The sequence below is a fragment of the Pseudomonas sp. TE9122 genome (assembly GCF_056278925.1).
The window spans coordinates 2,285,252-2,306,548 of the sequence record NZ_JBWBQI010000001.1 but is presented as its reverse complement, the minus strand read 5'-3'; the positions used below and the strand labels follow the sequence as shown (position 1 = coordinate 2,306,548).

The window sequence follows — 21,297 nt, the reverse complement described above, 5'->3', positions numbered from 1 at the left end:
GCCATCAAGGCAGCGTCATCGTCACTACGTAATTACCGCTCGTTATCTGGTGACCCTTGTTGTCCGTGAGCAGCAAGCGCTGGTCGTAATAATCGTCCTGCTCATGAGTATCGGCAATCACCTTCACAAACACCTGCTGGCGCGACTCACCTCGCCCTGCCGCATTGACGTTGTTCACGGTAAAAATCTGCCCGGTGCTTGCCTGGGGGCAATCAAGCAACTCGACAGAAGAATGGCTGGCGCCACTGGCAATGCAACTTGCCTCGACAATTCGACCGCTGAAGCGAATCACTCCGCTGACCGGCGCAGACTGGGCTGCGCTGACGGTGTCAAAACCGAGCAGGCAAAGGCAGGCAATCAATAAAGGACGTCGAATGATCATCGCGAAACTCCATGGTTATTAACCAAGGTATCGCCCGCTGCAAAATGATCTTTAACGTCAGCTTCAATGCAAGGCCAGTCGGATGGTCATGAGCCGATACGTTTACAGCTCGATCCGTTTGATTTTCTTGATCAGATCAGCCTGTGCATGCTCCAGCTTCAATGCACTGCGATTGAGGTCCAGCGGATCGATAACAGGCGCCTCGCACTCGGCCTCAAGCTCGTTACACGCCTCAATGACCTGATGCTCGGCAACAATGCGCGCCGCCCCCTTGATGCGGTGCGCCAGGTCAGCCAACAGCCCGGGATCGCTTTCGGGTATTAGCGAATGCAACTCCTCCAGATCCTTTTCGCAACTCGACAGCGCCTCGCGCAGAAGTTCTTTCATCATGTCGAGATCGCCCCCGGTGAGCTCGTCAAGACGCTCGCGAATCGAACCCAGCTCCTTGATAGTCGCCGCAGGCGGGCTTTCAAATGGCTGGGTTTCAACATTTTTTTCCCAGCCTGCAAGCATGATCGACAAGGTGCCGAGACTGATCGGTTTGAACAGGCAATCATCCATCCCGGCCTCCCGGCATTTCACTTTTTCTTCCGGCTGCGCGTTGGCCGTGAAGCCCAGTACGATGCACGGCGATCCACCACTTTCGCGTTCGTCCTGGCGAATGGTGCGGGCCAGCTCATAGCCGTTCATGACCGGCATGTTGCAGTCCGTGATCACAATGTCGAACGGCTCCGAGCGCCACAGCGCCAATGCCTGGGCACCGTCGGCGGCATCACGCACCGCCTGGCCAAGGAAACTCAGCTGCTGCGTCAACAGCAGGCGGTTGGCGCTCTGGTCATCGACTACGAGAATCCTGAGTGTCGGTACCGGTTTGTCCTGAACAACCGAAACAGGCAGCACTTTGCCGCCAAGCGGGCTGAGAATATTGAAGAACAGCGACACTTCCAGGCAGGTGCCTTTGCCAAGCGTACTGGTAATGTTCAGCCGCCCGCCCATCAATTCGCACAATGAACGGGAGATCGCCAGTCCCAGACCGGTGCCGCCTCTGCTGGAGGGACCATGATTGGCTTGGGAAAACGGCTGGAACAGATTCTGCAGATCGGCGTTGGAAATGCCGATGCCGGTGTCCTCGACCTTGAGGTCGACCTGTAAGCGTTCGTCAGCGAGACGTTGGCCGCGAATCGAGACGCTGACATGACCGGTGTCGGTAAACTTGATCGCGTTGCCCACCAGGTTCGAGAGCACCTGCTGGAAGCGCATCGGATCAACCAATACGTCACAGCCGACAGTGGCGTCGATGTCGAGCTTCAGCACCAGACTCTTCTGCCTGGCCAAGCCGTCGAACACCCGCGCCACGGATTCGACCAATTCGCGCAGGTTGGCACGTTTCGGCGAAAGGCTGACATGGCCCGATTCGATGCGTACCACATCGAGGATATCGCCGATCAGTTCCAGCAGACCTTTTGCCGAGTCGTATGCCACTTCAATCGCCGGCCGATCGAAGTGTCCCTGCTCGGCACGCTTGAGGGTAAGTTCGAGCATGCCGATCACGGCGCTCATCGGCGTACGGATTTCGTGGCTCATGGTCGCCAGGAACGTGGTTTTGGCGCGGCTCGACTCGTCAGCCAGCTCTTTCGCCGAACGCAACTCCTCGATCAGTTCACGGCGTTCGCTGATATCGATCCAGCCGCAGATCACGCCTCTGACTTCACCCGCCGTGTCGTGATACGGCTGGATCCAGTGGTAAATGATCAGCCGCGTATCACCCACATGCAGCGTGCGATCCACCTCGTAAGGTTCGTCCTGCTCGATGACGCGCAGGTAGTCGTCGTGAAATTGCAACGCCTCCTGACGATTGCGCTTGCCGCTTTCGAGCACGGTCTTGCCGATCACGTCCTTTTCTGACAGGCCAAATGTTTGCAGATAATTATTATTGCAGGTCACCAGCCGACCTTCCCGGTCACGTACGTAAATGGGATGCGGCGTGCCGTTGATCAGCGCGCCCATGAACTTCAGCTGATCGCCGAGCAAGCGCTCTGCACGACTGCGTTCGCGAATCTGCCGACGGATGTAGAAATTCCACGCCAGCGATCCCAGGATAATCAGGAACGCGCCAGCGCTGATCTGGTAGATCAGCGCCTTGTAATCGCGCCACGACAACCCCGAAAACGCTGCAATGGGACGCCACCTGTTGAGGATTACGTCCAGCTCATCCGGCGGAATGCTCAGCAGCGCCTTGTTCAGAATGCTGACCAGTTCGGTATCGGCACGCCGCGCGGCGAAAGCGAGGAAGCCTTTGTTCATGCCGACGATGTTGGAGATACGCAAGCTGTCGCTGTAGATGTGGGCGATGTAGTAGCGCGCACTGTGCAACGTGGTAATCATCGCGTCCGCTCGACCGTCCTTCACGTCAGCCAAGGCGCCCAGAACTGTTTCGTTATCAACGATCTCGATGTCGGGGTAGTCCTTGAGCAGCTCACGCTCAGCCGAACTTTCGGGCACTGCGACGCGCTTGCCGCGCAGCTCCTGCAGGCTTGAAGGCGCGCCTGCGTCCTTGGTGGTGACGATCACAAAGGGGCTGGCAAGGAACGGATGAGTGAAACGCATGCCGACTTCCCGCGAGACCGTTGGTGTCAGCAGAGAAATATCCGCGCTGCCATCCAGCAGACGCGTGCTCAGACTGGAAAAGCTGTCGGTGCGCTCGACATTGATCTGCAAGCCGGTACGCCGCTGGATGAGCTCGAGCAGATCAGCGCCGATCCCGCCAAAGTTGCCGTCACCATCAAAGAATGCAAACGGTGCCTGATCGTCATTGATCACGAACCGCGCGACCGGATGCAGCTCAAGCCAACGTGCTTCGCCGGGTGTCAGGTCAATGCGTTTGGGCGTCAGCGCCCCGCCGCCGCCCGACCAGCGCTTGGTAATTTCGGCAATCTTCGCATCACCCAGCGACTCGAGGGTCGAATCGATCAGACGCAGCAATTGGTCGTTGCCCCGGCGCAAGGCAAAGCTGAAACCGCTGGTTTGGGTTTTGACGAAAGAGTGCAGCCGCACATAGTTGAAGTAGTTGAGGTTGATCAGGTAATTGCTCGACACCGTATCGCCGAGAAACAGGTCGACCTTGCCAAAAGCCAGCGCAGCCAGTGCCAACTCGTTCGATGGAAAAAGCACGAATTCGGCGTTGGGGTATAACGCGTGTAATTGACTGGAAGGCAGGTAATCGTCGGCAACCGCAATACGCAAACCGGCCAGATTGGCCGGCATCGGGCGCCGATCATCACCGCGCATGAACATTGCCGGCACGTCTTCGACATAAGGCTTACTGAGCGTGACGAGGCCGTCGATCAACTCGAAACTGTTGGAACTGCCCAGCATGTCGATGTCGCCACGCTCGAGCGCCGCCATGGCGTCGCGACGGTCGGGATAAGCCTTGACGGTAACTTCGACATGCAAGGCCTGACCGATAATGCAGGCGATGTCGGCGGCTATTCCCTCGTACCGCGTACCGCTGGCGGTCATGACATAAGGCGGGAAATCCGGAAGCGCCGAGCCCAGCACCAGACTGCGCTTCTGCCGCAGCCAACTCCAGTCTTCATTGGCCAGATCGATCTGTAGCTCCTTGCAGTCAGACCGACCGAACACCTGCAGAGTGCGCGGCTCTGCTGCCCACAACGACCCGCTACCGAACATGACAAGCACACTGACTAGCAAAACACCGCGCAACAGATGAAACATAAGCGAGTTATCCCTGGTTGTCCGCCGTCAGGCTGTGCTGCAACTTGAACAGCTCCGCATCACCACGAATGCCAAGCTTTTTGAAAGCGGCCTGTTTTTGCCCGCTGATGGTTTTGCGACTGCGCGAGAACTTCAAAGCGATCTGCGTCACTCCCATCCCCTCGAGGCAGCAGCGCAATACTTCTTTTTCTTTCGGTGACAGAAGAGGATTACTGAGGAAGTCGTCGCCGTGCGCCGCGCCATCGTCATTGGCACCAGCAGGTTCGTCGACCGACGCAGGCAGCACATCGAGTTCGAAGGCCATTTCCGGCGAAAGATACAACTGGCCGGACGCAGCACTGCGGATGGCGGTGATCAGGTCATCGACCGACTGCGACTTGCCGAAGAATCCGCTGACGCCCGCCCCGATCGCCATATTCACTACCGCCGGGCGCTCTTCGGAAGATGAGACAAGGATGCGCATGCCCGGATATTGCTTGCGCAGCAGGCGGATCAGATTGAGCCCGTCCAGCTCCCCATCGTGCAGTTTGTAATCGAGTATCAGCAGGTCGATGTCGATTTCGCGCAATCCGGTGAGCAACTGCGCGCTGCTGCCATACACACCTACGACACTGAACTCGGCTTCGCGCGTCAGCCGCGACTTCATCGCCAGACGTATGAGCGAGTGATCATCAAGGATGGCAACGCGTAACGGATTCACGACTGACCAATGCATGAACAGCTCCATGATGAAGAGTGTTGGAGGACCATCAGCACTTGGCAACCGCAGCAAATCCCGGGCATCACCGAAGCATTCAGGTGCATCTGATTGATTTCTCGGCACATGATGAGTGTTTTGAAGGCGTGACGAAATAGGGCTTTGTCCCAAAAGTCAGAATGCCGCTTGCATCAACGATCGGATGTGCCTATTGCGCGGCGCCAGGACGACTTCTGGCCTTCGAAACGCCAGTCGACCAAATGCGCCCAATTCATCGGGCGAGCATAGAAGAAGCCCTGCCCCCACTGACAACCAAGCCGCGCCAGATGCTGAACCTGATCTGCGGTTTCAATACCCTCTGCCACCACGCGCATGTCCAATTCCCGCGCCAAGGCCAACGCCCCGTGGATGACCGCGCTGTAGCGCGCCTGATGGAAATTCTGCACGAAGCCGGCGTCGAGTTTGATTTCGTTGAACGGCATCTGGCACAGCCGCTCAAGTGAAGAATAGCCGACACCGAAATCATCGATTGCCAGACTGAAGCCGAGCATGCGCAGACGCACCATGTTTTCCATGCTGATCTCGGGCATCTGCAGCAGGCCGGTTTCCGTGAGCTCGAAAATGAGCCCAGCTGGCGAGGCGCCATGGATGCGCAACAGCGCCTTGATCCGGTCGACAAGATTCGGATTGGCCATCTGCGTCACGTCGAGATTGAACGCCAGCTTGAACGGCTTGCCGTGAGACTGGACGAAGCGCTGCAGACTCAAGCCTTGCGTGAGCAGGCTGAAAAACATCTCATCGAGCAGCCCGCAGCGCTCGATCGTCGGCAAGAACATGCCTGGCGAGAGCAAGCCGCGACTGGGGCTCTGCCATCGCACCAGCACCTCGGCGCCATCCACCTCACCACTGCGCAGATGAAACTTGGGCTGGAAGTAGGCGCGAAATTCCTGACGGCGTATCGCTTCGAGCACTTCGTTCTCCGAAGGCTGATCGAGATGACTTTCCACCACTTTGGTATCGCCCGGAGTGTGCGGCCGATAACGCGCCAACAATGGCCCCAGCACATCGATCATCAGAGGCTTGCCGACACTGCCAAGCAATTCCAGCCCCTGCAACGTGACGATTCGATCAACCGTGCGCAACAAGTCTTCAGGCAGTGAACTGCAGATGATCACTGCACGAATCAAACCGGCCTCTCTCGCCAGGCGCAAGAACGTCAAACCATCCATCCCGGCCATGCTCAAGTCACACAATGCAACGTCCACGCCTCCAGCCTGGGATATCACAGCCAGCGCATCCTTGCCGTCAGCCGCCTGAAAGATATTTTTGTACCCCAGACTATTAAGCGCACTGACTGCCGCCGTGCGCTGAAAGGCGTGATCTTCCAAGACCAATATACGAAGCGTGTTCACAAACCTGGAACCTCTTTCTATCAGTCGTTAATAGCGAAAGTCTGAATAATCTTTCAAGCAGGACGCCCGCTCACAAACTTTGCGTTGACTGAGAATTTCTGCATCCGCGAATACTAGCCAGACAAAGACCGCACGACTTTGAGAATTGTCTCATTTGGTTCGCTGCACCATTACCGCAAATATGAATACGCCACTGCCATATTACTGACTGGCTCGCACATTTATCGCTTTAAGACAAATCCCAAAGACCCGCCACCACCGCACACCTAATATGGCCTGGCATTTCAATGCAGCACTTCACAATAACTTCGGATATAAACATGAAAAAGTTCGCTTTCGCAGTACTCACTCTTTCCGTACTGGCTGCCTCCACTGGTGCAGTGGCTGAAGAAGAAGCGGCCAAAGCTGTCAAGGGCGGCAGCGGTCAAATCAGCTTCACCGGCGTTATCAACAACGACGCCTGCTCGGTAGACGGCGCTTCGGGTAACGACAAGATGATTGCCGTGGACATGGGCAGCGTGTCGATCAAAGACATGGGCACCGACTCTGCTCCGGGCGCCGGTCGTGTGGCCGCCAACGATTTCAACCTGAAAGTGAACTGCAACGCTGGCACCAAGGTTTCGATGCTGTTCAAACCAACCGTAAACGGCGGTTCGGGCCTGGTTGATGGCAAGAAAGTTCTCAAGCTGCAGGGTGCAGACGCGGCCAAGGGCGTTGGTATCGCACTGCTGGACAGCAATGGCCAGTTGATCGACCTGAGCTCCGAAGCCACTGCCAAAGTGCAGACCAACCTGACTGGCGACGCAACCACAGGTGGTGACGGCACCCTGTCGTTCGCAGCCGCTTACGTCACCACCGGCGACAAGACCACCGCTACTGCCGGTACCGGTAACGCCACTCTGCCGTTCGTTCTCGAATACGAATAAGCAGCCCGCAATACCTGGACGGGGCCGCTGTGCCTCGTCCTTCCCGAACAGATTAATCGGTGAAATCTATGTTAAGTCGCTACTTTCCGCTTTGCCTGGGGCTTGCCGGGGTGTTGATGACGCACTCGGCATTCGCCAGCATCTCCTTGAGCTCCACCCGGATTATCTTCGATGGCGCGCACAAAGAGGCGAATGTCACCGTGCGCAACGGCGGACAAACCATTCTGGCGCAATCGTGGCTGGATGCCGGCGACACCGCTGGCAGCGCACCGCCTTTCGCAGTTACTCCACCACTGGCCAAACTTGAGCCCAATCAACAGCAATTACTGAGGATTCTTTATGAAGGCCGCGGCATGCCTGCGGACAAGGAGTCGGTGGTATGGCTGAACGTGCAGGAAATCCCCCAGGCCAGTGCTGCCGATGTCAACACGCTGCAATTGGCGGTACGTCAGCGTATCAAGGTCTTCTTCCGCCCGGACGGACTCACCGGTGATGCCGCAAAGGCACCGGAGCAACTTGCATGGCAATTGGTCACTCAGGCTGGCAAGTCGGTGCTGAAAGTAAAAAACCAAAGCAACTACCACGTGTCGCTGGCCGATCTGAAAGTCGTTGCAGGGAAAAAAGCGGAATTGGTAATTGATTCGACAATGATCGTTCCAGGGGAAGTTCGCTCATTCAATCTGAAAGATCTGCCAGCTGGTACTTCGCATTTGAGTTTTTCAGCAATTAACGATTACGGCGCACAACAACGATTCGATGCACCACTAAGCGTTGCCGAAAGCCATGCCGAGCGCGTGAAAGATGCCTCCGCCCAGTAAATCCCCCGCCCCACCCTGCCAACTTACAAGCTATTCACAAGTTCCGGACTCCGGTTGAAGCAACACGGACTGATAAGGCAAATTGCATGTTTTCCTCCCAACACCACACATCTGAAAGTTGTGTTAAGCATCATGTTGCGCGCCAGAAAAACAAAGCGGCGTTGGGCTGCCTGCATCCATTGTGCTTTGCTATCAACATGGCCATTTGCGGATTCGCCGTGGGCGCCGAAGCCCCGGCCGCAGTGGCGAGTGAATCTTTCAATACGCTGTTCCTTGAAGGTTCATCGGCGGTCGATCTGCAACCGTTGCTGAATGCCAACAGCGTCTTGCCAGGCCAATACCGCGTCGACGTGTTCAGCAACGGCACGCTGGTCGGGCGTCGCGATATCGATTTCGCGGCCAACCCGGTCAACGGCAAAGTCGAGCCACGCATCACTCTGGAACTGTTGCAGCAGCTGGGTGTGGACATGCGCAAACTGCGTGAGCAGGGTCTGGTTGACGAGCAACACCCTGCCGATCACTACGACCTGCCTGCAATGATCGAGCAAGCGAGTCTCAATTTCGATGCCAACCGCCTGCGCCTCAATATCAGTGTGCCGCAGGTCGCCATGGCGCGTGGCATGCGCGGCTATGTAGATCCAGAGCTTTGGGACCAAGGTGTGGCCGCCGGTTTCATCAACTACCAGCTGAGCAGCACCCGCAGCAAAACCGATTACACCACGCAAATCTCCAATAACCTGGGGCTGCGCAACGGCATCAACTTTGGCGCCTGGCGTCTGCGCAACGAGTCCAATCTGAGCAGCTCCACCGGCCGGCCCAATCGTTTTGTCAGCAACCGCACGTTCATCCAGCGCGACCTCACGGCGATCAAGGGGCAACTGAGCGCGGGGGAAATCTTTTCCGACTCGGATCTGTTCGACAGCGTGCGCTATCAAGGCGTCAAGGTGGCCTCTGATGAGGGCATGCGCGCAGACAGCGAGCGCGGCTATGCGCCGATCATACGTGGCGTTGCTGAAACCAACGCCACGATCGAGGTCCGCCAGGATAACTACATTCTCTACACCACCAACGTGCCGCCGGGTCCGTTCGAGATCAGTGACATCTATCCATCGGGCTCCAACGGCGATCTGGAGATCACCATTGTTGAAGCGGATGGACGGCGCAAGGTCACCCGACAGGCATTCTCCGCCCTGCCGACGATGGTGCGTGAGGGACAGTTGAAGTACAGCCTGTCGAGCGGCAAATTCAATAACAACAGCGAGGGCTATGACAAACCGGCTTTCCTTGGGGGCACTTTCGCCTACGGCTTGACCAGCAATCTGACGGGCATTGCCGGCATTCAGGCGAGCAACGGCTTCAAGGCGCTGTCCATCGGTGCGGCGAAGAACACCTCGATTGGCGCGATGTCCCTGGACGTTACGCAATCGTCCAGCAAGGCATTCGGCAAAACCACCCAGGGCAGCAGCATACGCGCGCTCTATGCAAAGACCTTCACCGGCACCGATACCAGCTTCACCCTCGCCGCTTATCGTTATTCGACCGAGGGTTACCGCACGCTGACCGACCATGTCCAGGACACCAGCTCGGGGGCCACCCGGCGCCTGGGTAATTCCAAAACCCGCACCGACCTCACGGTCAACCAGACTTTGGGCGAAGCACGCCAGTTCGGCTCGCTGTACCTGAACGCCAGTGACCAGCGCTATTGGGATCGCGGTGGCTCGCGGAGCTTTTCCGCCGGCTACAACAACAATTGGCGCGACCTGAACTACAACATCAGCCTGAGCAAAACCCAGGAGTTCGGCGCGCGCGGTGACACCAGCAACGACACACAACTGAGCGTCTCGATTTCGTTTCCGCTCGGTTCGACACCCCGCGCACCGCGCGCCTACATTTCCAGTAACCATCAGAACACCGGTACCAGCACCCAAGCCGGGATCAACGGTTATCTGACCGAGGACAGCGACACCTACTATTCCGTGCAGACCGGGCGCAGTGTCCAAGGCGATCGATCTGGCTCGCTGAGCCTGAGTACCCGCACATCGATGGGCGACCTGAGCCTGGGTTACAACCGAGGCAACGGTTATGAATCACAGAACTTGAGTGCCGCCGGATCGCTGGTGGCCCATGCAGGCGGCATCAATATGGGCCAGACCGTCGGTGAAACGTTCGGTCTGGTGGAAGTGCCCGGCATGTCGGGCGTCGAAGTCAGCAGCTATTCGGGTGTGAAAACCGGCCTGAACGGCTATGCGGTTCTGCCTAACGCGCAACCGTACCGCGTGAACTGGGTAACGCTGGACACGCGTAACCTGGGCGGTGAGATCGAGCTGGACAATGCCACCCAGCAACTGGTGCCAAGACGAGGTTCGATAGTTCTTGCACGCTTCGAAGGCAGCAAAGGCAGACGCGTCCAGTTTGAACTGTACGATGCCAACGGCCAGCCGATTCCATTCGGCGCGGTGCTGTTGGATAGCGACGGCAAACAACTGGCATTGTCAGATCCGACGGGCAAGGCCCTGGCGCTGGTGACCAAAGATCACGGTGTCATCACCATCAAGTGGCAGGGCAAAAGCTGCCCCGTGCCGTACAAGCTGCCGGAAAAGGTCGAAGGCTTGAACTATGAGCAATACCGGTTGGCCTGCTCTTCGAGCGCGAAGTAGACCGACCGCGAGCTTGTCACTCTACGCCCCCTCAACCAAAACTCAGCCCTGATGATTCAGGGCTTTTTAATGCGCAGTTTGAGCATCGCGTTGATCAATACGCTGCCCCCAGAGCTGAACGTCAGGAGACCTTCCACGGATGCTCACGCCACTTGTTCTGAAAAAACTCGATGAATACTCGTATCCGTGGACTCAAATGCTTGCGATCCGAATAAAGCAGGTAGATCGGCTCGACCACACCCGTTTTGAAATCCTCAAGCAACGGCACTAGCGTTCCCGCTTTTACATCAAGCCCGATATGAAAGTCCGCAAGCTTCACCACGCCAGCGCCTGACAGCGCCATGTCGCGCAACAGATCGCCTTGAGTAAACGACGCGCTGGCGGTCACCGGTACCGAGACGCCGTCTCCATCCTGCAAAAATGACCATTTGTTCCACGGGCTGACGAAGCTGAAATTGAAGCAACGATGATTCAGCAAATCTGCGGGTGTGGTTGGTGTGCCGTGTTCAGCCAGGTACTGCGGCGAGGCACAGATCAGCCATTCACATTCGCCGATGCGTCTGGCAATGCGTGATGAGCTGGGCAATACGCCGCTGTGGATGGCGATATCGAGCCCTTGCTCGAAGTGATCGACGAATTGCGCGCCGAGTTGGATCTCAACGTCCAGTGAGGGATACAAATCCAGAAATTCCGGTAGCCACGGCACGATCTGGTGTTTGGCGAAAGAGGTCATGGTGTGGATGCGCAGGGTGCCACTGACCCTGGAGGGCAACGCCTCGGCCAGCGAGTCCGCCTCGTTCATGGCTTCAACGACGGCTTTGGCGCTGCGCAGGTAAGCGGCGCCCTCCTCGGTCAGCGTCAGCACGCGTGAGCCGCGCTGGAACAGCCGGACCTGCAAGCGATCTTCCAGGCGGGTGATCAGTTTGCTGACCGCTGATGGCGTCAGGTGATGGGCGCGCGCGGCAGCAGAAAAACTTCCACATTCGGTAGACCATATAAAAGCGAGCAGCTGCGAATAATTGTCCATGGCCGGTCCTGGCGAAAAGCTTGAAGGCATGTTGTCTCAACGCTTATGAAAAAGCGCGCCGAAGCGCGCTTTTTCCTGGGGGCCGGGTCAGCGAATGAACTGTTCGATGTAGTCGTCCGGCAAACCCAGCGTCTTGTAATGCGCTCGGGCGGCTTCAAGCTTGGTGAACACATCTTCGTAACCCACGGCAACGCCCTGCGGATCGACGTAAGTGTAGCCACCCTGCACGTGGAACCAGGTGATCATTTCACTCACATCCTCGGGGACGAACAGGGTATGCGTTTCACCGGGCGGCTCATAGGCAAAAGACCCCTCCTCCGCGACCCAGTCATGCTCCAGGTAGTACCAGCGACCCTTGAGCACGATCGCATGCACGCCGCCGGTATGGCGGTGACGCGACAGCACGCCGGCCTGACGCACCCGCAACAGGTTGATGTAATAGCCGCCGCTGGTGTTGAGCAGCAATGGCTTGAAGGAGACAGATTTTGTTACCGGCACCCACAGCGCATCGTCTTCGAGCCACTGCGTCATGACGCCCGGATGCACCATGTCGGGCGTCATGAATGGAACTTGCGGCAACTGATACGCAATGGCGAGTTCATCAGGTTTAACAGGAGTATTCATAGTCAGGCCTCTCGGTTTTTTTGACGAATTCACAGCACTTGATTGCGCCAGGATTTCGCTTGAGGAAAAGGTTATGGCGTCGCTGTACGGGAGAAAACAGCTACTTGGTCACACCTGTTGTGACGCAGGATCACAGTGTCGGGGCGGGTTCGCGCAGACTCTGACCAGCCGTGAACCAAGGCTGTCAGCCGCCGCCAATCCTTCCACCAGGCGCTGGTAGTTCAAGGGCGGTTGCATGTTTCTGGCGTAAACCGCCGATAAGGTTGCGTCCACGAGAATATTGATCTGCGCCGTCGTCAACGGCGTGCGCTGACCCAGTTCAGCGAACGTCACGGGCAGCTTCACCGCGTGCAGCAGACGCGCGACCTGTTCAATCTCTTCGGCCGGTCGCGCCTCCACCGCCATCTGCACCAGCGTGCCGAACGCCACCAGTTCGCCATGCAGCATCGACGCCATCGCCGGTATCGCGGTCAGCCCCCGAACCAGGGCATGGGACAGTGACAAACCACCGCTCTCGAAACCGACACCGCTAATCAGCACGGTGCCTTCGATGACCCGCTCGACATCATCGGTGAGTTCATGTCGACACACCGCCTGATATGCCGGGACGCCGTACTGCATCAGCGTGTCGAAAACCAGGTTGGTGAGCATCAATGCCGTGTGCAGCGGCGGTGTGCCGAAAGAGTTGTGGCCGCCGGCGGCGTAGCACTGTCGGGCTTCGAATTTCTTGCTGATGGCATCGCCGATCCCGGCCGCGAAGAACCGTGCCGGCGCCTGAACGATGACCTCTGTATCGACAATCACAGCAGCGGGATTCATCTTCAGGAACTCCACGCCCACCACTTTGTGCTCTTCGTCGTAAAGCACGATCAGCCGACTCGTTGGCGCGTCACTTGAAGCGATCGTGGGGCAGACAATGATCGGCACGTCGAGATTGGCCGCCAGCCCCTTCGCCGTATCGATGGTCTTGCCACCGCCCAGCGCAATGATCGTGTCGGGGGCGTGCAGCAATGCCTGCTCGGATAACTGCGCAATCGCAGCGCGCGTGCACTCGCCGGGAAACTCGATGTGCAATGGCTCCAATCCCTGGTCCTGCAACGTGGCGCCAACCTGCGGCCATAGATGCCGGGCGACAAACTCATCGCAAAGCACCAGCGGCCGTGATCGGCCCATGTCGTTCAGCACTCTGCCCAATTGTTGCAATGCATTCGGACCCTGCTCGTAGCGCCCGGGAAATCCCATCGTTTTAACCATGACAAACGTCCTCGCAAGAAGTCATCAGCGCATCAACCAGCCGCCCGCGACATCAACCACCTGGCCGGTAATGAAGTCGCTTTCGCTTGACGTGAGAAAACACGCCGCTCTCGCCACCTCAAGCGGTGTGCCCAGCCTGCGCAGCGGTGTCTCGTCGACCACGGTTTGATTGGCCTGGGCCGATACGGTCTTGAGCAATGGCGTTTCGATTCGTCCAGGTGCCAGCGCATTGGCGGTGACACCGAACGGCCCGAGTTCGCCGGCCAGGTGGCGGGTAAAGCCGATGATTGCGGCTTTGGTCGCACTGTAGTGCGCTGCGACAATCGGCAAGAACGCGCTGCCCGCCACCGAAGACATATTGACGATGCGCCCGAACCGGCGCTCGACCATGCCGGGCGCGAGCACTCGCACCAGGTTGAAGGAGCCATTGAGGTTGATATCGACCACCCGCAGCCACTCCTCCGGCGCCATGGTCCAGATCGGCGCGGGTGCGCCGTGGTGTTTGGGCGAAATGCCGGCGTTGTTGATCAGGGTATCGATGGGGCCGAGCTCACCTTGCACGCGCTCGCATGCAGCAGCGCAGTCTTGAAAACTCGCGACATCAGCCTGCGCCCACGCGACCGCAAAACCCGCATCACGCAACGCCCCGGCCTGCTGTTGCACCTTGTCGACATCAGCGTCGAGCAGCGCCACGGCTGCACCTTCTTCGCAATACAACCGCGCGATCGCCGCACCGATGCCACCACCGGCACCGGTGACCAATACGGTGCGCCCGGCGTGTCTGGAATGAGTCATGAGCTGTTCTCACTTGCAGATGAATGGACTGGGTCAGAGCCCCAGATAAGCACGCTTGACGTGCGGGTTTTCCAGCAGTTCCTGGCCGGTGCCGCTGAGCACCACTTCGCCGTTCTCCAGCACGTAACCGCGATGAGCAATGCGCAGCGTATGAACGATGTTCTGCTCGACGATCAACACGGTGGTGCCCAACTGGAGAATCCTGTTGATAATCTCGAAGACCTGCGACACCAGCAGCGGCGACAGGCCCAGCGACGGCTCATCAAACATCAACAATTTCGGCTCGGCCATCAGGCCCCGGGCGATGGCAACCATTTGTTGTTCGCCGCCCGACAGTGTCCCGGCGTTCTGATCAAGGCGTTCGCGCACCCTCGGAAACAGATCGAGAATATTGTCCAGACGCTGCCTGTAGCCCGCTCGTGCACTGCGTTTGTAGGCGCCCATCAAGAGGTTGTCGCGCACGCTGATGAAGGGAAACAACTGGCGCCCCTCCGGTATCAGCGTCAGGCCCGCGTCGACAATCTGATCGGGGCGATTGCCATCGATGCGCTGGCCTTCGAATTCGATCGTGCCTTGGGACGGCGTGACGATGCCGCACAAGCTGCGCAGGGTCGTGGTTTTGCCGGCGCCGTTGGCGCCGACGATGGTCACCACCTCACCGGCATTGACCTCGAACGACACGCCACGAAGGATCTCCGTACCGCCATAGCCGCTGTGGACGTTGTCGAGTTTAAGCATGGCTGTACTCCTTACCGAGGTAGGCTTCGATAACCTGAGGATCGTTGATCACATCGTGAGGCGCGCCCTGCATCAGCAGCGTGCCGGAACTGATCACGACGATGCGGTCAGAAAGGCTCATGGTGGCTTGCATCAGGTGCTCGATCATCAACACGCTGACGCCCGAATCACGCACCCGGCGAATCACTGCGATGGCCTTGGCAACATCCGTCGGGTTGAGGCCGGCCATGACTTCGTCGAGCAGCAGGATGCGCGGGCGGGTCGCCAGAGCGCGGGCCATTTCCAGGCGCTTCATGCCGCCGACCGTCAAGTTGCGCGCCCGGGTGTCGAGCAGCGCGGTGAGTTCGGTCAGCTCGGCGACTTGCTCGGCGATCGCCCTCGCCTCCCTCGCGTCGGCGGTGTGCATGAATGCACCGAGCATGATGTTCTCGCAGACACTCAAATCAGCGAATGGCTGCACGATCTGAAAGGTCCGGCCAATGCCTGCCCGGGCGAACTCGGCCGGGCTGTTCGGGGTGACCCAGTCGCCATTGAGCAGGCGCACTTTCACTTGGCCTTTGGATGGCAGAAGAAACCCGGAGAGCTGGTTGAACACCGTGGTTTTGCCGGCGCCGTTCGGGCCGATCACACCCACGATTTCGCCTTCGGCCAAGCTCAGCGAAACATCGTTGGTGGCGTGCAGTCCGCCAAAGAACTTGTGCAGGTTTTCTGCGACCAGAACCGGCTCACCGTGGGTGGCCGAGTGGGCTTGCGCCAAGGTCGGCCCGATCGGTGCTTTTGTATTTGCCATCGAACGACGGCCGCCGGGCAATGAATCGATCCAGGCAAATATCCGGGCCCCAAAACGCCCCACCACGCCTTGCGGAATAGTCAGCACCACCACGACCAGCACGATGCCATAGACCAGACCGTGCACCCCGCTGCCCAGATCGCCAAGCCAGCCGCGTGCCAGTTCAGCCAGCGGCAGCACCAGCAAAGTGCCGATCAGCGGTCCCGATACCGTGCCCAGTCCACCAATCAACGCGAACATGGCGATCTGAATCGACATCTCGAGAGAAAACATCGAGCCGGGTTCGATGAAGGTCAGGTACATCGCATGAAAGCTGCCGACCAGGCTGGTGATAAATGCGGACAACACCACGGCGATCAGCTTGACCTTGACCGAGTTCACGCCCACCGCATGGGCGGCGTCTTCACGCTCACGCACGGCGATCAGGTAATAACCCAGTCGGGAATTCTTGATCTTCCACGACACCGCCAATGTGATGAGCAGAAACGCGAAGGCGATCAGCAGGTACGGCCAGCGCGGGCGGAACAACATCCACTCGAAACCGAGCTTCAGCGGTACGCCCAGCCCTGCCGCACCACCGGTCACGTCATGCTGATTGATCGCCACCAGACGCACGACCTCCAGCACCGCAATGGTCGCCAAGGCAAAAAACGGCCCGCGCAATCTGAAGCACGGCCAACTGATCAGCACCGCGACAATCGACGACAGGATTGCGCCAGCGAACATGCCGATCCATGGACTGATGCCCAGTTTCATCATCAACAGCGTCGTCGTGTAAGCGCCCACTCCATAGAACACGGCATGCCCCAACGACAGCTGGCCGGCAAACCCGCCGACGATGTTCCAGGCACTGGCCAGTGCCGCATAACTGCATATGAGGATGAACAGGTGATAAACGAACGGCGAGCCAACGCTCAATGGAATGATCAGTAACAGCGCCAGGGCCAGTGCACTGACATAGACACGCGGGTGCAAAATATTCATGAACATCTTCCTCACTCAGACCCGCGACCGGCGCCGAAAAGACCTGTCGGACGAAACACCAGGATGCCCAGGAAAATCGTGAAGTAGACGACCTCCTTGAGGTCCGGCGCGATGTAGTAACCGGCGAGACTGTCGACGATGCCGATCAGCATTGAACCGATCAGTGCGCCGGACAGGCTACCCAGGCCGCCCAGCACCACAATCACAAACGCCGTCAGCACGAAGAAAGTGCCAACGGTTGGAAAGACCGGATATTGCGGGGCGATCAGTCCCGAGGCGACGCCCAGGCAGGCGCAACCCAGGCCGAAGGCAAACACATAGATGTTCTTGACGTTGACACCCATCAGTTGCGCCGCGTTGCGATGCTGTGCAGTAGCGCGGACAGCCCGGCCGAGAAATGTGTTCTGCAAAAACCAGTGCAGCCCCGCGACCAGTGCGAGCGACGCGACAAACGTGATCAACTGACCGCTGCTGACGCGAAAGGCGCCGAAGCTGACGGTCGTGGTACCGACGCTGATGTTCTTCACCGTCATGACGTCGGCACCGAAGATCAGCAACGCGCCGTTCATCAGGGCAATCGAGACGCCGACGGTGGCGAAAATCTGGATATGTCCCTCGGCGCCAAGCAACGGCTGAATGATGAAACGCTGCATTGCCGCACCAGCGGCAAACAACAGGATCGTCGCAGGAATGATCGCCATATACGGGTGGATGCCGAAGTGCGAATTCAGCAAGTACACGGCATACAGGCCGATCATCAGAAACTCGCCATGGGCGAAGTTGACCACACGCACGATGCCGAAAATCAACGTCAGGCCGATGCTGATGATGGCCAACGTGCCACCGAGCAATAAGCCGTTTAACAGGAGCTGGATGAAAATTTCCACGGTTGGCGCCCTCTTTGCGAGCGAACGAACCCGTGAAGCTCAATGATCAAGCTTCAGCAGATTGCGGGGTTCAGGTATCAGGGTTGGTCGGAAAAACGCGCTTGGGCAACGGCGGCTGCCTGGGGGTAAACGGTTTTCAGCAGTCCGTTCTGCCACTGCATGATTGCCGTATTGGCGCGCTGGTTCTGGCCGTTCTTGCCAAACCTGGCACCGATGCCGGCAGCCGTGCCGCCGAGAGGAATATCGATGGTTGCCACCGAGGCACGGATCGCATCGGCGTCCAGCGAAGTACTGTTTTCCATGGCATCGAGGAATATCTTCGCCCCGACATAGTTGATCAGGCTGTGGCCCGAGCGCGGTTCGCTGCCGTAGCGATCCTTGTATGCCTTGGCGAACGCACCGATACCGGGAGCGCCGTTTTCATTGGTCTGGAACTGTGGAAAATCGACATCGAGCACGCCTTCCATATTGGCTGCGCCGACGACCTTGACCGTGTCCTGCATGGAATAGCCGCCGCCGGCGCCGATAACGGCTTTGGGCCTGAAACCGGCTTCGCGGATCTGGCGGAAAAACAGCGTCGTGTCGTTCTGATAACTGGTCTGCAATACCACATCCGCCTGGGCGCCTTTCAAACGCAGGATCAGCGATGAGAGATCGACCGCTTTGGCCGAATACGGTAGTACCTCGACCACGTTCAGACCTTGCTCCTGAGCGATTTTTTTCTGAAACCCGGCGATGGTCGTACCGTACAGCGCATCCTCGTGGATGATCGCGACCTTCAATTGTTTCGGATCGACCTTGAGCGATGGGCTGACAATGTCCGTGATGGCGGTGATGGTGCCTTCGGCGAAATTCCTGGCGGTCGGGTTGCTGCGCATCACGTAGCTCAGATCACGCTCAGTGATGTGGTCGGACACCGCACCCAATTCGAAAAATGGCACCCCCGCCATCTCCGTCACCTGCGTGGCCGCAAATGACAGCGCCGAGGAATAGCTGCCAAATACAGCAGTGACGTTCTCAACAGAGGTGAGCCGGCGCGCGGCACCGACCGCTTGTCCCGCATCGACTGCGTCGGCCTTGAGCAATTTGATCGGCTCGCCCTTCAAACCGCCCGAGGCATTTCGTTCGGCGACGGCCAGTTCGAGGCCACGGAAGCTCTCGTCGCCCAGCAACGCCAGGGATCCACTCAGGGGATAAAGCGCACCGATCCTGATGTCCGCGAGCGCGGCGACCGGAGTGGACAGGCAAAGCAGGATGCCGGCAGCTTTCAGCCAGCTTTTCGCGGTAGCCGCCACGGCCACGGCTTCCTCTTGAGCGAGTCTCATTGGATTCATCTCCCGCAGATATTGTTTTTATTGTTCCTTCAAATGATCCGTGCCGAGCACAGACATCGTCGGATTACAGTGGCGATGACACGCAAGTTTCTGCGCCACTGTTTGCAAGAGTACGGCTCGCCAAGATTGGCTGGATATAGCTGAAAAAGCACACCTGCTGTGAATTTTCGGCACAGCTTCTATCGCCGATTGATCAGTCCCAAGGCGCCGGCGACCACGCTTCCACCAGCCTGTCGATGAACAGCCGAATCTTCGGCGACAGGTGTCGCTTGCTCGGATAAATCACCCGGATCGGCTCGGCAGCCTCGGCGTAATCTGCGAGCAACTGCACGAGCTTGCCACTGCGCAAGTCATCGTTGACCACATAGGATGGCAACGTCGCGATACCGAGGCCTGCGGCAGTCGCCTGATGCAAGGCCTCAGCGCTGTCCATCTGCAGCCGCCCGGCATGAATGACCGACACAGGCTGACCATTGACGCGAAAATTCCACGGCAGCAATCGGCCACCGCTGACGAAGTGCAGGCACGCATGCCCGGCGAGATCTTCGGGTGTCTGCGGTGCCGGATGTTCTTTCAGATAATCGGGCGAGGCACAGGTGATCATTTGCTGGTAAGCCACCGTGCGCGTGAGTAGCCCGGAGTCTTCCTTGGGCGGACCGATGCGAATCGCCAGATCGAAACCCTCGTCGATCAGGTCGACCAGCCGATCGGAAAACGTCGCGTCGATGGCGAGCGACGGCCAGTCTCTCAGGCAGCGCTCGATGTGCTGCACAACGTGCAGCCGGCCCAGTGCTACCGGCAGGCTCATGCGCAAGCGGCCGCTGGGCGTCGAACGGCGGAACGCCAAAGCTTCTTCGACCTCGTCCAGATCCTGCAGGATGCCCACGCATCGCTCATACAGCACCCGACCATCGTCGGTCAGGCTCAGGCTGCGGGTGGTGCGGTTCAGCAGGCGGACCTGCAGACGCGATTCGAGCCGCACGATCGATTTACCGACGGCCGAGCGAGTCAGCCCGAGTTGCCTGGCCGCCGCCGTAAAACTTCCGGCATCCACCGAGGCGACGAAGGCGGCGATGTCGTTCAGGTTATGCAGTTCCATGTGGCCTCCGGATTTGGCATTCAAGCGGCTTGGCACCGGTTATGGGGAACCCTATTCCCCAATCATGAGCATAACATCTCGATTAGTTAATCCATCACCAACGCCTGATCGAGGTCATATGAACACTGAAGTAAAAGCAGCCGTGCAAACCTGGGCCAACAGCCTCAGCGATCTGGTACCCGTGCTCAAGGGCACCGATACCACCACAAAGATGAGCGACATCCGCGATGCCTACGCAAAAATGCTCGGGCAGAATCAGCCGCCGGCTGGCGTGAGGTTTGAAACAGTCGACATGGGCGGCGTGCCCGCTACGCTGGTGACTCCGGATGAGCTCAAGACCGACGCGGTGCTGATGTACATCCACGGTGGCGCCTACATCGTCGGTCGACCTGACGGCTACCACGGCATCGGCGGCAACTACGCAAAAATGCTTGGCGCGCGGGTGTACATGCCGGATTACCGCCTCGCACCCGAGCATCAGTTCCCCACCCCTATCAATGACACTTTGCGCGCCTATGAGTGGTTGCTTGAGCAGAGCATCGTCGCCAGCAAGATTGCCTTCGCAGGCGAGTCGGCGGGTGGCGCGATGGTGGTCAGCGTGATGGTCGCGGCAAAATCCAAAGGTTTGCCATTGCCTGCGGTGGGCTCGTCAATTTCGCCATGGGCCAACCTCGAACACACCGGCGCCTCCATGAGCAATCGTGAAGGCCTTGATCCGCTGAACTCCAAGCCCGTGCTGGACATCCTCGCGCGAGCCTTTCTCGGCGACACCTTGGCCAACCATCCGCTAGCCTCGCCGGTGTTCGCCGACGTCACCGGACTGCCACCGATTCTGGTGCAGATCGGCGAAAACGAACTGATGCTCAGTGACGCCATGCGTCTGGCCAATCACCTGGCGGACAACCGCGTCCGGGTCAATCTTGAAGTGTGGCCCGGCATGTTTCACGCCTGGCATTTCTACGCGGGCATGCTGGCCGAGGGGCAGCAGGCGCTGGAGAGTTCGGTGCGGTTTATCGAGGCGGGATTGATTGAGGCTAATCGCTGACCAGACAGCATTAGCTGCTGATCGGGGACACTTGTCGCTGTATTGCTCGGCGCCTTGGCGGTATGGTGATTTGCCGACCGCTGAGGAACCCTG

Annotated in this window: 17 protein-coding genes; 4 read left to right on the top strand and 13 right to left on the bottom strand. The window is 58.5% G+C overall.

Going from position 1 to position 21,297, the window contains the following annotated elements:
- Positions 1 to 4 precede the first annotated feature (4 nt).
- From ACZ9BE_RS10495 to ACZ9BE_RS10480, 4 genes are all read right to left on the bottom strand, one after another.
- Positions 5 to 382: a type 1 fimbrial protein gene (locus tag ACZ9BE_RS10495; protein WP_243242766.1), complete on the bottom strand. Its 378-nt coding sequence runs from the start codon at positions 380 to 382 to the stop codon at positions 5 to 7.
- Between the two features lie 102 nt (positions 383 to 484).
- On the bottom strand, positions 485 to 4,117 hold the full coding sequence (locus ACZ9BE_RS10490; RefSeq protein ID WP_476249375.1) for a transporter substrate-binding domain-containing protein: 3,633 nt from the start codon (positions 4,115 to 4,117) through the stop codon (positions 485 to 487).
- 7 nt (positions 4,118 to 4,124) lie between these two features.
- Entirely contained in the window at positions 4,125 to 4,832 is a 708-nt protein-coding gene (locus tag ACZ9BE_RS10485) for a response regulator transcription factor (protein WP_041478777.1), read from the bottom strand.
- Positions 4,833 to 5,005: 173 nt separating this feature from the next.
- On the bottom strand, positions 5,006 to 6,226 hold the full coding sequence (locus ACZ9BE_RS10480; RefSeq protein ID WP_056785675.1) for an EAL domain-containing response regulator: 1,221 nt from the start codon (positions 6,224 to 6,226) through the stop codon (positions 5,006 to 5,008).
- Between the two features lie 320 nt (positions 6,227 to 6,546).
- Between ACZ9BE_RS10480 and ACZ9BE_RS10475 the strand changes: the two genes are divergently transcribed.
- The 3 genes from ACZ9BE_RS10475 (at position 6,547) to ACZ9BE_RS10465 (ending at position 10,627) form a co-directional block, all read left to right on the top strand.
- Positions 6,547 to 7,152: a fimbrial protein gene (locus tag ACZ9BE_RS10475; RefSeq protein WP_056785673.1), complete on the top strand. Its 606-nt coding sequence runs from the start codon at positions 6,547 to 6,549 to the stop codon at positions 7,150 to 7,152.
- Positions 7,153 to 7,220: 68 nt separating this feature from the next.
- Complete coding sequence (locus tag ACZ9BE_RS10470) at positions 7,221 to 7,970, top strand: fimbrial biogenesis chaperone (RefSeq protein WP_041478776.1); 750 nt, start codon at positions 7,221 to 7,223, stop codon at positions 7,968 to 7,970.
- Positions 7,971 to 8,167: 197 nt separating this feature from the next.
- Complete coding sequence (locus tag ACZ9BE_RS10465) at positions 8,168 to 10,627, top strand: fimbria/pilus outer membrane usher protein (RefSeq protein ID WP_476249374.1); 2,460 nt, start codon at positions 8,168 to 8,170, stop codon at positions 10,625 to 10,627.
- 121 nt (positions 10,628 to 10,748) lie between these two features.
- On the opposite strand, the gene ACZ9BE_RS10460 is transcribed toward ACZ9BE_RS10465, so the two are convergent.
- The 9 genes from ACZ9BE_RS10460 to ACZ9BE_RS10420 all read right to left on the bottom strand — a co-directional run bounded on the left by ACZ9BE_RS10460 (position 10,749) and on the right by ACZ9BE_RS10420 (position 20,159).
- A complete protein-coding gene (locus tag ACZ9BE_RS10460) occupies positions 10,749 to 11,654 on the bottom strand; it encodes a LysR family transcriptional regulator (protein ID WP_016774575.1) in 906 nt (301 codons plus the stop codon).
- An 87-nt stretch (positions 11,655 to 11,741) separates the two neighbouring features.
- Positions 11,742 to 12,278, bottom strand: coding sequence for a 2,4'-dihydroxyacetophenone dioxygenase family protein (locus tag ACZ9BE_RS10455; RefSeq protein WP_024012829.1), 537 nt, complete (start codon positions 12,276 to 12,278; stop codon positions 11,742 to 11,744).
- A 108-nt stretch (positions 12,279 to 12,386) separates the two neighbouring features.
- Positions 12,387 to 13,532: a glycerol dehydrogenase gene (locus ACZ9BE_RS10450; protein WP_095179870.1), complete on the bottom strand. Its 1,146-nt coding sequence runs from the start codon at positions 13,530 to 13,532 to the stop codon at positions 12,387 to 12,389.
- 24 nt (positions 13,533 to 13,556) lie between these two features.
- A complete protein-coding gene (locus ACZ9BE_RS10445) occupies positions 13,557 to 14,327 on the bottom strand; it encodes an SDR family oxidoreductase (RefSeq protein ID WP_476249373.1) in 771 nt (256 codons plus the stop codon).
- 33 nt (positions 14,328 to 14,360) lie between these two features.
- Positions 14,361 to 15,065, bottom strand: a complete 705-nt coding sequence (locus ACZ9BE_RS10440; protein ID WP_073474647.1) for an ABC transporter ATP-binding protein — start codon at positions 15,063 to 15,065, stop codon at positions 14,361 to 14,363.
- Complete coding sequence (locus tag ACZ9BE_RS10435) at positions 15,058 to 16,839, bottom strand: branched-chain amino acid ABC transporter ATP-binding protein/permease (protein WP_218192294.1); 1,782 nt, start codon at positions 16,837 to 16,839, stop codon at positions 15,058 to 15,060. Before ACZ9BE_RS10435 ends, ACZ9BE_RS10440 begins: the two co-directional genes overlap by 8 nt.
- Positions 16,840 to 16,850: 11 nt before the next feature.
- On the bottom strand, positions 16,851 to 17,726 hold the full coding sequence (locus ACZ9BE_RS10430) for a branched-chain amino acid ABC transporter permease (RefSeq protein ID WP_024012825.1): 876 nt from the start codon (positions 17,724 to 17,726) through the stop codon (positions 16,851 to 16,853).
- Between the two features lie 77 nt (positions 17,727 to 17,803).
- Positions 17,804 to 19,051, bottom strand: coding sequence for an ABC transporter substrate-binding protein (locus tag ACZ9BE_RS10425; RefSeq protein ID WP_016774568.1), 1,248 nt, complete (start codon positions 19,049 to 19,051; stop codon positions 17,804 to 17,806).
- A gap of 202 nt (positions 19,052 to 19,253) precedes the next feature.
- Positions 19,254 to 20,159 carry a LysR family transcriptional regulator gene (locus ACZ9BE_RS10420; RefSeq protein ID WP_256809917.1) on the bottom strand — a complete coding sequence of 302 codons (906 nt, stop codon included), beginning with the start codon at positions 20,157 to 20,159 and terminating at the stop codon, positions 19,254 to 19,256.
- Between the two features lie 118 nt (positions 20,160 to 20,277).
- Here ACZ9BE_RS10420 and ACZ9BE_RS10415 point away from each other — a divergent pair, with 118 nt between their 5' ends.
- Positions 20,278 to 21,204 (top strand): alpha/beta hydrolase, encoded by a 927-nt coding sequence (locus tag ACZ9BE_RS10415; RefSeq protein WP_476249372.1) that lies wholly within the window; start codon positions 20,278 to 20,280, stop codon positions 21,202 to 21,204.
- Positions 21,205 to 21,297 lie beyond the last annotated feature (93 nt).